Annotated in this window: 11 protein-coding genes; 4 read left to right on the top strand and 7 right to left on the bottom strand. The window is 66.4% G+C overall.

What is annotated here, in order from left to right; genetic code table 11:
- Positions 1-57 precede the first annotated feature (57 nt).
- Both IFT79_RS13475 and pta read right to left on the bottom strand, forming a co-directional pair.
- On the bottom strand, positions 58-1,251 hold the full coding sequence (locus IFT79_RS13475; protein WP_192124686.1) for an acetate/propionate family kinase: 1,194 nt from the start codon (positions 1,249-1,251) through the stop codon (positions 58-60).
- A complete protein-coding gene (gene pta, locus IFT79_RS13470) occupies positions 1,248-3,389 on the bottom strand; it encodes a phosphate acetyltransferase (RefSeq protein ID WP_173151283.1) in 2,142 nt (713 codons plus the stop codon). Before pta ends, IFT79_RS13475 begins: the two co-directional genes overlap by 4 nt.
- 85 nt (positions 3,390-3,474) lie before the next feature.
- On the opposite strand from pta, the gene IFT79_RS13465 reads away from it, so the two are divergent.
- Positions 3,475-3,966, top strand: a complete 492-nt coding sequence (locus IFT79_RS13465; protein WP_192124684.1) for a GNAT family N-acetyltransferase — start codon at positions 3,475-3,477, stop codon at positions 3,964-3,966.
- 89 nt (positions 3,967-4,055) lie between these two features.
- Here IFT79_RS13465 and IFT79_RS13460 read toward each other — a convergent pair whose 3' ends face one another.
- From IFT79_RS13460 to IFT79_RS13450, 3 genes are read right to left on the bottom strand one after another with little or no spacing between them, the layout of a single operon-like run.
- Positions 4,056-5,915 carry a BCCT family transporter gene (locus IFT79_RS13460; protein ID WP_192124682.1) on the bottom strand — a complete coding sequence of 620 codons (1,860 nt, stop codon included), beginning with the start codon at positions 5,913-5,915 and terminating at the stop codon, positions 4,056-4,058.
- Between the two features lie 54 nt (positions 5,916-5,969).
- On the bottom strand, positions 5,970-7,265 hold the full coding sequence (nhaA, locus tag IFT79_RS13455) for a Na+/H+ antiporter NhaA (RefSeq protein WP_056046486.1): 1,296 nt from the start codon (positions 7,263-7,265) through the stop codon (positions 5,970-5,972).
- 59 nt (positions 7,266-7,324) lie between these two features.
- On the bottom strand, positions 7,325-8,638 hold the full coding sequence (locus IFT79_RS13450) for a PP2C family protein-serine/threonine phosphatase (protein ID WP_123570498.1): 1,314 nt from the start codon (positions 8,636-8,638) through the stop codon (positions 7,325-7,327).
- A 293-nt stretch (positions 8,639-8,931) separates the two neighbouring features.
- On the opposite strand from IFT79_RS13450, the gene IFT79_RS13445 reads away from it, so the two are divergent.
- Complete coding sequence (locus IFT79_RS13445) at positions 8,932-10,761, top strand: hypothetical protein (protein WP_192124680.1); 1,830 nt, start codon at positions 8,932-8,934, stop codon at positions 10,759-10,761.
- A gap of 262 nt (positions 10,762-11,023) precedes the next feature.
- On the opposite strand, the gene IFT79_RS13440 is transcribed toward IFT79_RS13445, so the two are convergent.
- Together IFT79_RS13440 and IFT79_RS13435 are read right to left on the bottom strand one after the other, a co-directional pair.
- Positions 11,024-11,716 carry a DUF6338 family protein gene (locus IFT79_RS13440; RefSeq protein WP_192124678.1) on the bottom strand — a complete coding sequence of 231 codons (693 nt, stop codon included), beginning with the start codon at positions 11,714-11,716 and terminating at the stop codon, positions 11,024-11,026.
- A gap of 167 nt (positions 11,717-11,883) precedes the next feature.
- A complete protein-coding gene (locus IFT79_RS13435; protein WP_192124676.1) occupies positions 11,884-12,948 on the bottom strand; it encodes a CHAT domain-containing protein in 1,065 nt (354 codons plus the stop codon).
- Between the two features lie 184 nt (positions 12,949-13,132).
- Between IFT79_RS13435 and IFT79_RS13430 the strand changes: the two genes are divergently transcribed.
- Entirely contained in the window at positions 13,133-14,296 is a 1,164-nt protein-coding gene (locus tag IFT79_RS13430; RefSeq protein WP_199859680.1) for an AAA family ATPase, read from the top strand.
- Positions 14,296-16,554 carry a S8 family peptidase gene (locus IFT79_RS13425; protein ID WP_192124674.1) on the top strand — a complete coding sequence of 753 codons (2,259 nt, stop codon included), beginning with the start codon at positions 14,296-14,298 and terminating at the stop codon, positions 16,552-16,554. Before IFT79_RS13430 ends, IFT79_RS13425 begins: the two co-directional genes overlap by 1 nt.
- Positions 16,555-17,530 lie beyond the last annotated feature (976 nt).

The following is a 17,530-nucleotide window of genomic DNA, read 5'->3' as shown; positions in this document are numbered from 1 at the left end:
GCGCACCGGGGCTCTCCCCCGTCCGAGGGTCGGTCGGGTCGTGTACCCGCAGACGCCTCAGCTGAGGGCGGCGGCCTGTCGGGCGATCTCGAGTTCTTCGTTCGTGGGGACGACGAGGACGGACACCCTCGACCCCTCGGGCGAGATGTACCGCGCCTCGCGGGACGCGAGCTCGTTGCGGTCTTCGTCGACGTGGATGCCGAAGAACTCCAGGCCCATGAGCGTCCGACGACGCAGCAGGGCGTTGTTCTCGCCGACCCCTGCCGTGAAGACGACGGCGTCGAGTCCCCCGAGCTGGGCGACGTAGGCACCGATGTAGTGCCGCAGGCGGTGCCGGTAGACGGCCAGCGCCGCCTCGGACACGGCGTCGCCCCGGGACGCGCTGTCCTGCACGTCGCGCATGTCGCCGCTGCCGGTGAGGCCGAGCAGCCCGCTGCCCTTGTTGAGCAACGTCTCGAGCTCGGCGAAGTCGAGTCCCGCCTCACGGTGGAGGTGGAACACGGCCGCGGGATCGATGTCACCCGAGCGCGTGCCCATGACGAGCCCCTCGAGGGGCGTCATGCCCATGCTCGTGTCGATGGACCGTCCGCCGTCGATCGCGGCGGCCGACGCGCCGTTGCCGAGGTGCAGCACGATGGTCTTCAGCTCGGCCAGGGGGCGACCGAGGAACTCGGCGGTCTTCTCGCTCACGTACTTGTGCGACGTGCCGTGGAAGCCGAAGCGACGAACGTGGTGCTTCTTCGCCAGCTCGGCGTCGATCGCGTAGGTGTAGGCGGCGGGGGCGAGCGTCTGGTGGAACGCCGTGTCGAAGACCGCGACGTGGGGGACGTCGGGGAAGGCCTCCCGGGCCGCGCGGATGCCCTGCAGGTTGGCCGGGTTGTGCAGCGGGGCGAGGGCCGACAGGCGGTCGATCGCCTTCTCGACGTCGGGCGTGACGACCGTCGCGCGGTCGAACTCCTCTCCGCCGTGGACGACGCGGTGGCCCACCGCGACCGGCGGGTACTCGGCGAAGGACGGGCCGTGCGCCTCGAAGGCGGTCAGCATCGCGGCGAAGCCGGCGGCGTGGTCGGCGATCGGCTGGGTGTCGTTGCGGGTCTCGTCGCCCGTGACCTCGTTGCGGTGACGGGTCGACCCGACGTCCTCGCCGATGCGCTCGACGAGACCGCTCGCGAGCGTGCGCTCGCCCTCGAGCTCGATCAGCTGGTACTTGAACGACGACGAGCCGGAGTTGACGACGAGGACGGTGCTCACGAGGAGGCTCCTTCGGTGCTGGTGACGGCGGCGGCGGCGGCCTGCGTGCCGGCCTGGATGGCCGTGATGGCGACGGTGTTGACGATGTCTCCGACGAGGGCCCCGCGGGACAGGTCGTTGATCGGCTTGCGGAGGCCCTGCAGGATGGGGCCGATCGCGACCGCACCCGCACTGCGCTGCACGGCCTTGTACGTGTTGTTGCCCGTGTTGAGGTCGGGGAAGATGAACACCGTCGCCCGACCGGCGACCTCGGACTCCGGCATCTTGGCGGCGGCCACCGTCGGGTCGGCCGCGGCGTCGTACTGGATCGGCCCCTCGACGAGCAGGTCGGGTCGGCGTTCGCGGACGAGTGCCGTGGCGGCGCGGACCTTCTCGACGTCCGCACCCGAGCCGCTGTCGCCCGTGCTGTAGCTCAACATGGCGACGCGGGGCTCGATGCCGAACTGCTGTGCGGTCTGCGCCGACGAGATCGCGATGTCGGCGAGTTGCTCGGCGGTCGGGTCGGGGATGACGGCGCAGTCGCCGTAGACCAGCACCCGGTCGGCGAGCGCCATGAGGAACACGCTCGACACGACGCCGACGTCGGGCAGCGTCTTGATGACCTCGAAGGCGGGCCGGATGGTGTGCGCCGTGGTGTGCTTGGCGCCCGACACCATGCCGTCGGCGAGGCCGAGCTTCACCATCATCGTGCCGAAGTACGAGACGTCGGTCACGGTGTCCATCGCCTGGGAGACCGCGATGCCCTTGTGGGCCCGCAGCTTGGCGTACTCGGTCGCGAAGAGCACCTGCAGGCTGGGGTCGAACGGGTCGAGCACGCGGGCGGTGGCGAGGTCGAGACCGAGCTCGGCGCCCCGGGCGCGGATGGCCGTCTCGTCGCCGAGCAGCGTGATGGCGGCGACGCCGCGCTGCAACAGGGTGGACGCGGCCCGCAGCACCCGGTCGTCGTCGCCCTCGGGCATGACGATGTGCTTCTGCGCCCCCCGCGCCCGCTCGAGCAGCTGGTACTCGAACATCAGGGGCGTCACCACCCCGGACGGGCTGACCTGCAGGAGGCGCAACAGCTCGGCCCCGTCGACGTGCGTCTCGAAGAGGGCCAGGGCGAGGTCGTACTTGCGTGGCGAGTCGGCGGCGAGGCGCCCGCGGGTCTGCGTGATGGCGAGGGCCGTGTCGTAGGTGCCGGTGCTCGTGGTCGCGATCGGCAGCGGGCTGTCGAGCCCCTCGAGCAGGCGCTCGACCTGCGGGGCGAGGGCGAACCCACCGTTGAGCACGATGCCGGCGAGCGACGGGAAGGTCTCGGAGGCGTGGGCGAGCACCGTCGCGACGAGCACGTCGGAGCGGTCGCCCGGCACCACGACGACGGCACCCTCGGTGAGTCGCGGCAGCACGTTCTCCATCGACATGGCCGCCACGACGACGCCGAGCGCCTCTCGGTCGAGCAGGGCGTCGTCGCCGCGCAGCAGGGTCGCACCGGTGGCCTGCAGCACGGCGCGCATCGTCGGGGCGACGAGGACGCGGTCCTCCGGCAGCGTCCAGATCGGGACCCGCCCGGTGGGTGACGCCTCGAGGGCGTGGCCGATGCCGTCGACGACCTCGTCGAGGTGGTCGGGATCGACCCGGTTGGCGACGACGGCCAGCAGGCTCGCGTGCTCGGAGCGCAGCTCGGCGGTGGTCAGTTCGGCGACCTGGCGCATGTCGGCGCCCGAGCGCCGCGTCTGGCCGTCGGCGCTGCGGCCGCCGAGCACCAGCAGCACGGGCGCGCCGAGGTTGGCCGCGATGCGGGCGTTGTACGACAGCTCGGTGGGGCTGCCGACGTCGGTGTAGTCGGAACCGATCACCACGACCGCGTCGCACTGCCGCTCGACGGCGGCGAAGCGGCTCACGATGGTGGCGAGCGCGGCATCGGGATCGGCGTGCACCGCGTCGTAGCTGACGCCGACGCACTCGTCGTAGGCCAGGTCGACGCTGTCGTGCGACAGCAGGAGTTCGAGCACGTAGTCGCGCTCGTCGGTCGAGCGGGCGACGGGTCGGAACACCCCCACCCGTCCCACCTCGTGGCTGAGCGTGTCGAGCACGCCCAAGGCGATCGTGGACTTGCCCGTGTGGCCTTCGGCAGAGGTGATGTAGATGCGTGTCGACACGCTCGCCAGCCTACGGGCGGCAGCCTTCGAGCCGCCGGGGAAGCGTGCTGGCGGAGGCCGCGAGACGTCTCCTAGGCTCGTCGGCATGCAGATCCGCACCGCGACCGAGGCCGACCTGCCCGGCGTCCTCGAGATCCACGCCGACGCCGTGGCGCACTCCCGGGCCATCTGGACCGACGTCACGCCGACCCTCGAGGGTCGGCGCGAGTGGCTGACCAGCCATCAGGAGGCGCGGTGCAGCGCGATCGTCGCGGTGGACGGCGACGAGGTGCTCGGCTACGGCAGCTACGGGCCGTTCCATGCCAAGGACGGCTACCGGCACACCTGCGAGAACTCGGTCTACGTGCGTCCGGGGCAACAGGGCAAGGGACTCGGACGAGCGCTGATGGCCGAACTCGTCGAGCGGGCCACGCGGGACGAGCTGCACGTCATGGTGGCCCTGATCGAGGCGGGCAACGAGGCGTCGGTGCGGCTGCACGCGTCGCTCGGCTTCGAGGACGCCGGCGTGCTACGCGAGGTCGGCACGAAGTTCGGCGAGTGGCTAGACCTGCGGTACATGATCCGCCGACTGGCCTGACCCGGGCGCGACGGGACCGACGAGGCGCCGGGACGACGACGGGCGCCGCCTCCGGGGAGACGACGCCCGTCGTGGGCAGAGCGGTGGGGTCAGCGTCCGGTCGACCCGTCCTGTCCGGTGTCGCCGGGCGTGTCGAGCCGACCGTCGACGGCCGGGTCGGGCGACACGACGTCGACCTGGAGCGGAGGCTCGGCGACGACGGCCGAGGCTGACGTCGCCCGGCTCACCGGGGAGGCGTCACGGCCACCCCGGACCCGGCGTCTGACCGCCTCCCAGGGGCGGGCGAGTCGTGTGCCACCGGCCTGGGTCGGGGCGTCGACCTCGAGCCCGTAGTACGCGCCGACGTGCTCCAGGAGGACGTCGCGCTCGGCCTTGTCGTACGCACGACGTTCGCGGGTGAAGGCGATGATCGTCGACCAACAGGTCAACAGCAGGACGATGCTGAACGGCAGCGCCGTCGTGATCGCCGCGGTCTTCAGGGCGTCCAGACCGCCGGTCAGGAGGAGCGCGACGGCGAGCAGGGCGGCCACCAGGGCGAAGAACACCCGGAGCCAGTTCTTCGGCTCGATGTCGCCGCCCGACGCGATCATCGCCATGACGAGCGATCCGGAGTCCGACGAGGTGACGAAGAACACGCCGATGAGCAGGATCGCGCCGAAGGTCAGGACCGTCCCGGCGGGCAGGCCGCCGAGCAGGGCGAAGAGCGACCCCTCGACGTCGACCGAGCCGTCGGCTCCGACGAGGCCACCCGAGCCGTCGGTCTGCTGGTGGATGGCCGCACCACCGAGGACGGCGAACCACAGGAAGGTGAGGGCGGTCGGGACGAGCAGCACGCCGAAGACGAACTGGCGGACCGTGCGGCCCTTCGAGATGCGGGCGATGAAGATGCCGACGAAGGGCGCCCACGACATCCACCACCCCCAGTAGAACGTGGTCCAGGCGCCCTGCCACTCCTCGCCGGCGGCGCCCTGCTGGGCGGTGACGTTGAAGGACAGCCCGACGACGTTCTGCAGGTAGGCGCCGATGGACTGCACGAAGTCGCGCAACAGGAACTGCGTGGGTCCGACGATCAGGATGAACAGCAGCAGGGCGGCCGCGAGGATGAGGTTGAAGTTCGAGAGGATCTTCATGCCCTTGGTCACACCGGTGACGAGCGACACGATGGTGACCGCCGTGATGACGGCGATGATCGCGAGCTGGCTCACGATGCTGCTGTCGGCGATGCCCGCCGCCTCGAGGCCGGCGCCGATCTGGATGACGCCGAGGCCGAGCGAGGTCGCGACGCCGAACAGCGTGCCGACGAGGGCGATGACGTCGATCAGGTTGCCCCAGCCCCCGCGGACGCGGTTGCCGAGGAGGGGCTCGAGGGCCCAGCGGATGGAGACGGGACGACCCCTCCGGTGGATCGCGTAGGCGAGGGCGAGTCCGAGGACGACGTAGATGGCCCAGGCGTGCAGCCCCCAGTGGAGGAAGGTCTGGGTCAGGGCCTGCTGCGCGAGCTGGTCCTCGGTGCCGGTGACGCCCGGTCGTGGCGAGGCGAAGTGGCTGAGGGGCTCGGAGACGCCGTAGAAGACGAGGCCGATGCCCATGCCCGCGGCGAAGAGGAGGGCGAACCACGAGCCGGTCGAGAACTCGGGCTCGTCCTTGTCCTTGCCCAGCTTGATGCCACCGAACCTGCTGAACCCGAGGAACAGGCTGAAGCCGACGAAGAAGGCGGCGATCAGGACGTAGTACCAGCTGAAGTTGCGGACGATGCCGCTCTGCAGGCCGAGGAACAGCGCCTCGGCCGAGGCGGGCGCGATCAGGGTGTAGGCGACGAAGCCGAGGACGACGACGGCGGCCGGCCAGAAGACCCAGCGGCGCAGTTGAGGGGTGGTCGAGACGGTCTCCGTCAGGGAAGCGGGATGGTCGGCGGGGGGCCCGGAAGGGGGCGGAGTTGTCGTGGCCATGCCTCCATGGTGACGGTTGAGGGGCCCGCCGTCCCAATCACGACGTCGTCGGGGTCACCGATCCTGGTGACGGTAGTACCGGTTGCGGGGTCGCAGGACGGCCGTCGCGAGGACGGCGGCGAGCACCGACGCGACGAGGATGGCCACCTTGGCGTCGTCGTCGTGAGCGCTGCCGAGCCCGTAGCTCAGTTCGGCGACGAGCAGGGACACGGTGAAGCCGATGCCCCCGAGGAGGGCGACGCCGGTGAGGTCCACCCACTTGATGCTCCGGTCGAGTTCTGCCCGGGTGATCCTGGTCGTGATCCACGTCGTCGCGAGGATGCCGACGGGTTTGCCGAGGACGAGGGCGGCGATGATGCCGATCGTGACCGGACTGGAGAGGGCCGTCCTCAGGCCGTCGAGGCCACCGAAGGCGACGCCTGCGGAGAAGAACGCGAACACGGGGACGGCGAAACCGGTGGAGATGGGCCGGAAGCGGTGCTCGAAGACCTCGGAGAGCCCCGGTCCCGCATCCGGGCCGCCACTGGCCTGGCTCCGGATGACGGGGACGGCGAAACCGAGGAGGACGCCGGCGACGGTGGCGTGGACCCCGGAGGCGTGGATGAGCCCCCACACCAGGACGGCGACCGGCAGGAGGATGAACCAGTTCGCGGCGGGGTGCAGGCCGAAGAACCGTCGGAACCTCTGGGTGAGGAACACGTACGCCGCGAGCGGCACGATGGCGAGTGCCAACGGGACGACCTCGATCGCGCTGGTGTAGACGAACGCGATGATGCCGATGGCGATGAGGTCGTCCACGACGGCGAGGGTCAGCAGGAAGATGCGCAGCGCGCTGGGCAACCTCGAGCCCACGATGGCGAGGACCGCGACGGCGAAGGCGATGTCGGTCGCGGTGGGGATGGCCCACCCCCGCACCGCCTCCGGGTCGGAGGCGTTGACGGCGGTGAAGATCAGGGCGGGGACGAGGACTCCGCCGAACGCGGCGGCCACCGGCACGATCGCCTTGCTGACCTTCCGCAGCTCTCCGGCGACGAACTCCCGTTTGAGCTCGAGCCCGACGAGGAAGAAGAAGATCGCCAGGAGCCCGTCCGCGGCCCACTCCCCCACGCTCAGGTGCAGCCCGAGACCCTCCGGGCCGAACTCGAAGTCCCGGAGTGCGAAGTACGCCCCCGAGAGCGGTGAGTTCGCCCACACGACCGCCAGGACGGCGGCGACGACGAGGACGACCCCACCCACGGTCTCCTTCCGGAGGATCTCGCCGAGGCGGGTGGACTCCGAGGTCGTCTCTTCGGCGAAGAGTCCGGGAGCGACGGCGGGAGGCGGGGAAGAGGGCAGGTCGTCGTGTGGCATCGTCGTCCTGTCTTACCAGACGACGCCGGGGCGGGCACGGGACGAGGCGACGGCGCCCGTCACGCCCGTGTCAGAGCCGGGGCGAACGTCGCCGCGACGACGGTGACGTCGTCGGCCTGCTCGTCGTCGCCGACCAGCTCGGCGACCTTCTGCACGATGTCGCTCGGGTCACCGGACGAGATGAGCAGCAGTTGGAACTGGCTGAAGGCGTGCAGTTCGTCCGGGAAGAGGTCGAGGACCCCGTCGCTGATGCAGACGATCGTGTCGCCTGGGTGCAGCTGGTCGGCGTAGGACGTCCAGCGGTCCCCGAGGCCGATGGGGAGGTCGGACGACTGCAGCCGCTCCACGAGACCGGTGGCGCGCCGGATGAGTGCCAGCCCGTGTCCGCCGTCGGCCCAACGGATCTCGCCCGACGGCGTGATGCGGGCGTGGAAGCACGTGGTGAACTGGACGTCGCCGTCGCCGCTCGCGAGGCCCGTCGTCGCACGACGCAGGGCCACGGCGGGGTCGAGATCGTCCGACGAACTGCGGATGACGGAACGCACGGCGGCGGCGATCATCCCCGCTCCGACGCCTTTGCCCATGACGTCCCCCACGGTCAGGGCGATGCCGTCCGGGGTGGGATACCAGTCGTAGAAGTCGCCCCCGACGGCGCGGGCGGGGATGCACCTCCCCCGGACGGCGAACATCTCGGGAAGGAGGCTCGTCTTCGGTGGCAGGAGCGACTGCTGGATGGTCGCGGCCCGGTCGAGCTCCCGTTCGACCGCGTGCTGCTGCGCTCGGGACAGCTCCACCTTGCGGCTCGCCTGCCGGGCGAGCTCGTTGATGGCGAGGCCGATGGTGGCGTAGATGGCCAGGGAGAAGGCGATGCGGATGAACTCGCTGGGCGCGCGTCCGCTCGGCTCGATCACGAACGGCAGCATGAAGGTGACCGCCGATCCGATCAGCAGCCACACGATGCTGAGCCGCCCCGGCCACACGGCGATCCAGACAATCGGCAGCAGGATGATGGGGATGAAGACGGACCCGCTGTCACCCGTTCCGTAGCGGAGCAGGCCCACCGCGACGAAGTCGGCGGCGGGGATGACGATCTCCCAGGTGAGCAGGCGGGGACGCCGGGAGACCACCGAGGCGAAGACGACGCCGCAGAACGCGGCGAAGACGCCGGCCCACATGCTCGGTGCATCGCTGACGGGCAACCACGGGATGAGCGTGCTCACGACCGCGGCGAGCAACACGAAGAGGAAGACGAAGCCCTGCTTGAGCAGGGCGACGTGACGTCGCGAGCCGGCCGACATGACCCGCGCGAGGAGGCCGGAGTCGCCCCAGACGCTGGGGCGCAGGGTGTCGTTGCCCAACTGACTGACGCTCATGACCCAAGGCTAGGGCGACCGGGCCTCCATCGGGGAGAAGGCGATGCCCCAGAACGTGGGGCGAGGACGAGAAACGGCCCCTCCCGGGGAGGGAAGAGCCGTCTCGATGCGGCCTATCCACAAAACCCCATTTGCCGCCCAGTTACTGGGCTGTTGGAGAGCGTGACATCCGTTGGGCATACTCCTAAGGGAGCGCCAGGCATAGCGCTTTCATGCCCTAAGTATCGTGGCCGCCTGGACTGCTGAAAGCTGGGAGAGGTTTTGAGATGGTTCGTGTTGCTCCAATCGCTGACGTGAGTCCGTGGCTGGTGTCCGTGGCCGAGGTTCTCCCCCGAGGCCACCGGGACCCTGCTCCGTACGCGCTCGGGGAGGCGGTGTCGGAACTGGCCGCTTATGCGCGTGCGCTCACCGACAGGTCTTGGCAGAAAAGTCCGGCGACAGCCAAGACGCGCGCCTCGCTGGCACGCGAGATTGAAGAGCAGACCAAGCTTCTTGGCCCAGGGCTTCGGTCCCTCTTGGACCCAACCCTTGGCGCCCTCGAAGCGGCGGAAAGCCGGTCCGACGTTGTTGAGTCGGCAGCACGTCTCGGGGACGCATGGCGTGAAGAGGGTGCCATCGATGTGTCGTTCGACGACCTCTGCGCGGCGGCACAGTCCCCCAGCACGACAACGAGAGCGTTGCGCCGCCTGTCGACAATTCTGTGCTCCCAGATCGGACCGGCAGCTCATGGCCCCCTGTCGGTTCTCAGCACAGCGGCGGGCTACCTCATCGAGCCTGAAGAAAAACTGGCGCGACAGCACCGCGGGGCCCTGCCTCAGCCACTCACGGATGAGCGCCGCCTTGAGCTAGCGAGAGACGCCCTCACCGCGAGGCCGGCGGGCGCGGTCGTGGCCTGGCTGGTGTTCCGCCGGGCGACAGTGGAGGACATGCAACAGACCGCGGGTCCGATGACGTTCTTCCGTGCCGACTGGGCACTCCCCAACGCTTTCGGCGACGGAGCGACTCCACTCAAAGAGGAGGCGGAACTGCGCGAAATTCGCAAGCACATGCCGTGGATGGAGGACCTGTACACCGCAGCGCAAGGAATCAAGCACAGGTTGACTTTGGTCCGTGTGGATCTCGGAGAACGGAAGCTTGCTGGCGCTCTGGATGATGCCCAGCGGCAGGTCGGCGCAGTCCTCAGCCTGGCAGTCGAAGCTGGCGGCGTCCCTTGGCGTGACGCCGGGGCCAGCGCACTCCTGCTGAACGGCGAAGTCCGTGGCGGGTCCTGGGGGCTACGACTCGACGAAGCGGAGCCCCCTGCTGACTTCGACAGTTACGGAGTGGGCGTCACGGGCACGGTACTGAAGGACGTGGCCGAGCAACTAGGCGAGGCCCTTTCGAATGGTCCCATGCCGGACCAGCTAGTCGAAGCGCTGACATCCCTCGGTGAAGCGCGAATGACTGACCACCGGGCTGTCGTCTTCTACGGAGAACGGCGCGTAAGCGAGCGGACGGCGACGGCGCTCGAGGATCATGCCTTGGAACTCATCGCCGCTGCCCTCGGCGTGGCCGGGCAGTCTCTTGCAGAGTCGCTTCAGTACCGCGAGGCACTGGAGCGCGTCGATCGTAGGCTTTCGAATCACGCGATGGCCCCGTTCGTGGGCGCTTCATTCCACGAGGGCGCGGAACGGGCGCGTGAGCTACGCGACTTATTCAACGTCCAAGGCCAAGGACTCCCCACGTTCTCGATGGCAAGGGTGTTGTCCGCAGCCGACGACGTGCGAGAACTGCCCATGAGCCAGCTGCAACGCGCGGATTTCGAAGACGCGATCGCGATCGTCACCGATATCCCATCCGAGCAGCGCGCGCTCGAAGAGGCGTGGCTCGAAACCGACCTCCTCCGTGCTCGGCTCAGGCGGGTGCGGAACGCGGTCAATCATGGACTGCCATTGCACGCAGCCACGATTGGCAGCGTCCGAGGCTACGCGGACGCAACTTCGAGGACGGCGCTGCATATGGCCATGACATGGTTCAAGTCGGGACGCACAGGAGCGTCTGTCATGGCGGCGGAGGGAGACGCCTGGAAAGAGCGGTTGCTGCGCCTCGAATCAGGGCGCAGCTGGTCCACAGAATTGACCTAAGCCTGTCGCGCCTCGCCCCCTACTTTGGCCTTGCATCGCTTCACGAGGCAGTGGCTTAGACCAGCATGACCTAGCGCACAGGCACGCGCTCAGACCTCAGTCGTTTTCCCGAGGGGGTGTCACCCCAGCGCCTCCGGTTGGAGGCGTTCCGAAGTCAGGATTGCCATGTGCGTCTCGTTCCACTGGGGCATCCGCCCTCGGCCGGGCGCCTCGCGTGTTTCGCGTGCCAGCCGCGGATGTCTCATTTGGGGTCGTCACTTGGTCACGGTCGTTCATGATTTCCTTCGATTGATGAGGCGGCTGTCCCAACCTTGTCCGCAAGCAGCCATTCCACGATGTAGTCATCATGGATGGCGACCCAGACTCCGGCCGTGTTCTTGACGCGACTAACGAAGCGCCCGTCGCTGCCCATCCTCCAGGACTCTTGGATGAACAAATCCCTGGGCTGGGGGTAGGTGCCGAAGTACGAGTCGGGTCCATAAACTCCCCCGACCCACTCGCCCGGAGCGGTGCGAACGCGAACCCATCGCGCCTTCGTTGACGTTGTGGCGTAGTCCCAGGCGGTCGGGGTTGCCTCGTACTTCAGAGATTCGGTGTGGGTCCGAATCCATTCACGGACCTTTGCCACTGGCCCTGTCGGGCTGTAGAAGGCGACACCGACCGCTGTGGGGATAAGGATTGCGAGGCACAAGTAGGCAACCGCCCACCACGTGACTTCAGAGGGCGACGGATCGCGCGCGTCCAGAAGCCGCTGAACAACGAGACCGACGAGAAACACCGCGTAGACGGCGTCGAAGGCGACGCTGACGATGAAGGCAAGGAGCAGCTGCGAGCCGGTCTGAATGTCGGACGGCTCGTGACCCCGCATCCGCACGCGAACCGCGACAAAGACGACCCCTGGGACGATGAGCCCCAAGTACACACCTAAGGCTGCTGCTGTCGTAGGTACGTTCATGCCCTCATCTTCCGGCACACCCGGCGGGAGGCGTTGTTGTGGGCGGCACTCGTCCTCTGGAACCGTAGCTTGCGACGCCCATCAGCCTCTCGACGCTCGACCCGCATGGAAAGCGTCGGTCGGGGAAGTCGCCAGAACGCAGTGGGCCAAGGCGAAACGACATGCTCTCAGGCCTCGTTCTCGAGCACGAGCTGCACGAGAGCCGGATCGACCCCTTCGGCGAGGACGAGCCGCGGCAACTCGTAATCGGGAGAACCATTCATCTCCATCTCGACCATGGCGGTGGCAAGAGCGCTCGCCACGGACTGACCATCCGCAATGGCTCTGTAGAAGCGGGTCGCAAACGTCACCGCGTCTCCATCGCCTATCTGCGCCGTCATGCCGATGGCCATGGGAACGGCTGCCAACAGAGGTTCAAGGTCGACCCCTGCGTCACACGCATTTAGGACAACGAGCTTAGGCGGATTGTCTAGAGCAGACACCGCACGCATGAACAGCTCCAGGGGGACTTCGCGTTCTGCTCCCTCGGGGGAACCATCGTCAAAGACAAGGACGTCCTGGCTGGCATGTCCGGAGAAGTGCACAACATGCGGGCGGAAACCTGAGAGCTGATCGAGGAGACCACCTGTCGTAACCTCCGAAACGTGCTGGATCTCAATTCGGTCACTGTTTCGGGAAGCCTGCACAGCTTGCTTCACGCGACGAATTTCCTCCCCCAGCTTCAGCTCACCGTTGGGGGTCGCGGTGCCGTAGAGAATGCGCAGAGGCTCGATCTGCGGTTTGGTCAAGGGCGGAACAGCGTCACGCGCCGCAGTGCCCGGGGAACTGCCACCGCCGAAAGACGACTGCACGCTTTGTGCCGAGAGCCTGTCTTGGTGACGTTGCCGTTCCGCAGCCCGTCGTTCATCATTTTGTCGCCGGCGTTCGGCATCGGCCTCCCGGGCAGCAAGCGCGTGCTCTCGCTTAAGGGCGGCGTTTAGGTCACGCGTCGCCGCCGCCTCCTGCTTTGAGAGGTCCGCGCGCTTCTTGGCCAGCCCACCAATTTTCTGCTGCTCACTGACGACCATCCGTTGCGCCGAAGCAACCTGCCCCTCTAGCTGCTTGCGAGTACTTGCGGACTTCGTCGTCAGCGCCCGCCCGCTCCTGTTCGCAGCCTCGGACTCCTTCTGCCCTTTCCTCTTTTCCGCTTTCCCTATGTCCGTGTCGATGCTGGCGCGCTTTGCAGCGATCATGGCGAGCTTTGCCCTTGCGGCGTCTGACGTAGCCACTCTTTCCTCACCCCGGTTCCGTGTCAGATGACCTGGTGGCCCAGTGCCGGCTCTCGAACGAGGTCGACGCCTGGAGCTTACCGACCGCACTGGACTGAATCTGATCGTTCTGGCCAAAACTAGTCCACCAGGGTGTTAATCTGATGCCATGGCTGGTGGGGCGAGAGAGAAGAACATGGACGATTCCAGAATGTATCGAGAGGAATTTGTCCACTTGGCGAGACTTGCTCTCGAGCACAAGGACGAAGACATGCGGCTGTATCTGGCACGCATCGTTCGATCGCTCAGGATTGATGACGCAACCCTCGCGGACGAGCTGAGAAGCGTTCTTGCCGAAACGCCACCCGTCGCGCCGTCTCGACTCAATGCTCCCCTTCTCTCAAAGCCCGCCATGCGCTTCGGGAACGCCCTGGACTCGGGCCGTGAGGGCCTAGCCATACTTCGAACCGTCTCGCCTGACGTCGGCCTCAGTGCGCCCGTACTCGCCCCCGCCTTGCGCCACCAACTTGACCGCTTACTCATGGAGAGGCGGCGGGGCGAGTCGCTCAGGAAGCACGGTCTGGAACCAATCAGTTCCGCAGTGTTCGTCGGCCCTCCCGGGGTCGGCAAGACACACTCTGCACGATGGCTAGCAGCTGAACTCGACCTTCCCCTCTTGAGCCTCGACCTGACTGCTGTAATGAGCAGCAAGCTGGGCCAGTCCGGAACAAACCTCAGGGCAGCCCTCGACTCTGCAAAGCAACAGCCGTCCGTACTGTTTCTTGACGAAGTTGATGCGATCGCGAAGCGACGCGGAGACGACTCCGATGTCGGCGAGCTGAAGCGGCTCGTCACGATCATGCTCCAAGAGCTAGATGACTGGCCCTCAACCAGCCTCCTGCTTGCAGCGACGAATCACCCCGAGATCATCGACCCAGCCTTGTGGCGCCGCTTCGGGGCGGAGATCCTATTTTCCAACCCGTCAGGCCCCGAACTACGCGACGCCATTAATCGGTTCCTCGCCGACGACCCTGAGCTTGGGCAGTACACGGACGTCTTTGAAGTCGTTTTCGCCGGCAAATCCTTTAGCGACATCGAACGATCGCTCCTGAGCCTTCGAAAGTGGCGCATCCTCGACAACACCCCGGCGGAAAGGCTCGTGCGAGAACTTGTCAAATCGGAGCTGGAGCGCCTGCCGAAAGCAACCCAACGGGATGTTGCCCACAAGCTAGTTGCTACTGGACAAGTCTCCCAGCGGCGCGCCTCGACGCTAACCGGCGTCTCACGAGACACGCTTCGTAAGCAAACGAAAAATACTCATGGGAATGATTGATGTCGACGAACAACTACCTCATTGGTCGCGGTGAGCTGCTCACCGAGCCTCTCGGTCCTCCACCACGCCGAATCGAGAAGGATCATCCCTACACGGTCGAAGAGGCTCGGGCTCGTCTCGCGCCGCAGCTCACTGCGGCCCTAGAAAGCTTCACGGCAGCGGAGGTAGTTGCCCCGAACGAAGCGCACGTCGTTCGCTTCGTACTCCATCCGGCCTACATCGCGAAATCGTACTTTCCGAGCCGCCTACTCCAGCATTCCGCCTTGGAAGTTGTAGGTAGCCGTGAGCGAGTTGTCCATGTCGAGGCTCACGTGGGAGCGAAATCCGTGGAGGACCCATATGTCTCCTCGGAGATGTTCGTTGCAGGAACCGCCGATGCATTCTTGGCACTTCGTGACCGCTTGATCGGATCAAGCATGGGCCCGGAATTCGATGAGGTTCGGCAAATCGAACTCATCGAACCCTTCAAGGCCTTCGACAAGATGCGCATGGGGTCATCTCCGTCAGAGTCCCCCTCGACCCAGGAAAGCTTCGAAGTCGTTCTGCACAAGCCTTCCAGCGCCATCGCCCCGGACAACCAGTTCCTGTTCCTTGAGACTGCTCGTGAGCTGGGCCTCGACGTCAGGGAGGACCTTGCGTTCGAGGCCGGAGATCTGTGGTTCGTCCCTTCGAGGGGAACACGGGATGCCGTTGAGCGCCTTGCGGGTTTCACCACGGTCCGAGTCGCGCGTGCGATGCCCAGGCTCACCGTCTCTCCAGCGGAACGTGCCGAGGTCACGACAGGACTGAGGAAGGTGACGCTCCCGACACCTCCGGCGAACCATGACAACCTTCGAGTCGCCATCCTCGATGGCGGGCTGCCCGAAGGTCACGCCTTGGGGCCCTGGGTCTCGAGCTACCGCGAGATGAACCCGGCCGCCAGGAGCGTTCTCGGCTTCGAACAGCATGGCCTTGCAGTCGCCTCTGCTTTCCTCTTCGGCCCCATCGGCGAAGACGGCGCCTTGCCCGCCCCTCCCGGAAAGATCGCCGTCATTCGGGTCCTCGATGAATCCACGCTCGCTGAGGATGCCTTTGAGCTTTACCAAACCCTGGCCCACGTCGAAGACATCGTCCTGTCCAACGCCTACGACTTCATCAACCTGAGCTTGGGCCCAGACCTCCCCATCGAAGACGGCGAGGTCCACGCCTGGACGGCCGTCCTGGACGACCTACTCAAGGACGCGCAGACGCTCATGACGGTCGCAGTGGGGAACAATGGGCATCTCGACCGATCATCCGGTAACGCTCGACTACTAGTACCTGGAGATGCGGTCAACGTGCTGTCCGTGGGTGCGTCAGATCAGCCTGGCAGCATCTGGGGCCGAGCCACCTACTCGGCAGTCGGACCTGGCCGTCTACCTGGCCGAGTCAAGCCTGATCTCCTGGCATTCGGGGGCAGCGCAGTCAGCCCATTCCGTGTCCTTAACTCCGCCTCTTGCACGACAGCAGTCGACGGAACAGGAACCAGCCTGGCGGCGCCGCTGGCCCTCCGCCAAGCCGTCTCTATCCGGCAGCTCCTAGGAGCGGATCTCTCCACACTCGCCATTCGCGGCCTCCTCATTCACGCCGCGCAGGACGGCGGGCTCGAGCGAGACGACGTCGGATGGGGCAAACTCCCCGAAGATCTGGGAGCGGTAGTGGTCGCCCCGGATGGAGTTGCCCACATCGTCTACCAGGGCGAGGTCAAGCCAGGCAAGTACATCCGAGCCACAGTGCCATTGCCGGCGGGCGGCCTCACTGGAACCGTCCAGCTCAAAGCCACCTTCTGCTTCGCGAGCCCTGTCGACGCGCAATCCCCTGACCTCTACACAAGAGCGGCGCTCGAACCTATTTTCAGGCCGGACATCAACAGCTACGCCAAGGGCGCGAAGACGCCCAAGTCACGACCGTTCTTCTCACAATCCGAGTACGAGACAGAGGACGGACTACGAACACAGCACGGCAAATGGGAAACCGTCCTGCGGGCCTCCGACAGCATGCTCGGCAGGACGATCGCCCGACCCGTCTTCGACATTCACTACAACGCCCGCGACGCCGGCGCGCTCAGCAAATCACGTGAACCACTTAAGTACGCACTGATCATCACGCTCGAGGCCAGCAAGCATGTTGATCTGCACACAGACATTCTCGATAGCTACCCGGACGTACTCGTCGCCATAGAGCCCGACGTCACGATCGAGGTGTCAGCGGTGAGCGTCCCTATCGGCACCGAGAGCTGACAAGCTCGGCCGAATGGCGTGCGCTCCGGCTCGCTCGATCCCCACGCATTGTGACCAACTAGTCAAGGAAGGTCGACGGCGCGAGGTGAGCAAGTTGAGGTAAAACGCCACACCTTTGGCGAGTTGCTGCTATGCGACCTCGATGGCCCGGACCTGAGACGGCTTCTCAAGCACGGCTTACACCTTGCTCCGGGGACACGCAAGCGGGACCACCACCACGTTGCCGCCTCGCCGCTTGCGACGTGCATCGGTGACCTCGGTGCCCCCTCATCCGGAATTACCACCGTGACCAAGAGCTGCCAGGCCATAGATCATCAGCCCGAGAATATCTCGAGCACGACCTCGACGATTTGATGGAACTGGTTACCGCTGCCGGGATCAGGCCCGAGACCGCGTCGGGTGCTGCTGACGAACACTTGAATAACGCAATGCATGGCCCATTGACCACCGTGCACAAACGTCTGCGAGCGGAACCGGTAGATCCGCATCAGCCCCCAAGCCGTCCGCTGCCGCATTGCCCTCAAAATCCCTGTCGCGGATTGCCCAGGCCAGGGCGCGGCATCTCGCTGGCATGAGTTGCTGAGGACCCTCCGGTCAGAACGGCGCATAAGCGTCAAGCGACTGTTGTGGACGCTCGCCTCACGGTCATCCTGGTTACGTGAGATGGAGGAGAGCAGTGACGCGAGTCCGAGGATGCGACTAACGCTCGTCGCATGCAGTTCAGGGCTCTCCACCAACGCAGCACGAAATGGGACCGAGCTGCGCTGCTCGGAGAACGGCCCGTGAACGTGGTCGGCGCTTGCGGGAGGACATGTAAAAGAGACCCCGCCCATCGGGCGGGGTCTCTCTTCTAACTAATCAGGAATGAACCCGGGCCTGGCGAGCGCTCAGGAGTGTGAATCCTTTCGAGATTCACGCCGGTCCAGAAAATAGGATCGGAGGAAAATGAAGCCAAAGACGGCGCACATCGCGACCA

It is taken from the genome of Frigoribacterium sp. CFBP 8759 (assembly GCF_014841655.1).
Lineage (GTDB): Bacteria > Actinomycetota > Actinomycetes > Actinomycetales > Microbacteriaceae > Frigoribacterium.
The sequence above is the reverse complement of the archived record's forward strand: the minus strand, read 5'-3'. Positions and strand labels throughout refer to the sequence as shown.

Bases quoted from the DNA above. Each gene is read 5' to 3' on its own strand.
- IFT79_RS13435 (WP_192124676.1), bottom strand. From the start codon at position 12,948: ATGATCGCTGCAAAGCGCGCCAGCATCGACACGGACATAGGGAAAGCG.
- nhaA (WP_056046486.1), bottom strand. From the start codon at position 7,265: ATGCCACACGACGACCTGCCCTCTTCCCCGCCTCCCGCCGTCGCTCCC.
- IFT79_RS13425 (WP_192124674.1), top strand. From the start codon at position 14,296: ATGTCGACGAACAACTACCTCATTGGTCGCGGTGAGCTGCTCACCGAG.
- IFT79_RS13460 (WP_192124682.1), bottom strand. From the start codon at position 5,915: ATGGCCACGACAACTCCGCCCCCTTCCGGGCCCCCCGCCGACCATCCC.
- IFT79_RS13465 (WP_192124684.1), top strand. From the start codon at position 3,475: ATGCAGATCCGCACCGCGACCGAGGCCGACCTGCCCGGCGTCCTCGAG.
- IFT79_RS13450 (WP_123570498.1), bottom strand. From the start codon at position 8,638: ATGAGCGTCAGTCAGTTGGGCAACGACACCCTGCGCCCCAGCGTCTGG.
- IFT79_RS13440 (WP_192124678.1), bottom strand. From the start codon at position 11,716: ATGAACGTACCTACGACAGCAGCAGCCTTAGGTGTGTACTTGGGGCTC.
- IFT79_RS13430 (WP_199859680.1), top strand. From the start codon at position 13,133: ATGGCTGGTGGGGCGAGAGAGAAGAACATGGACGATTCCAGAATGTAT.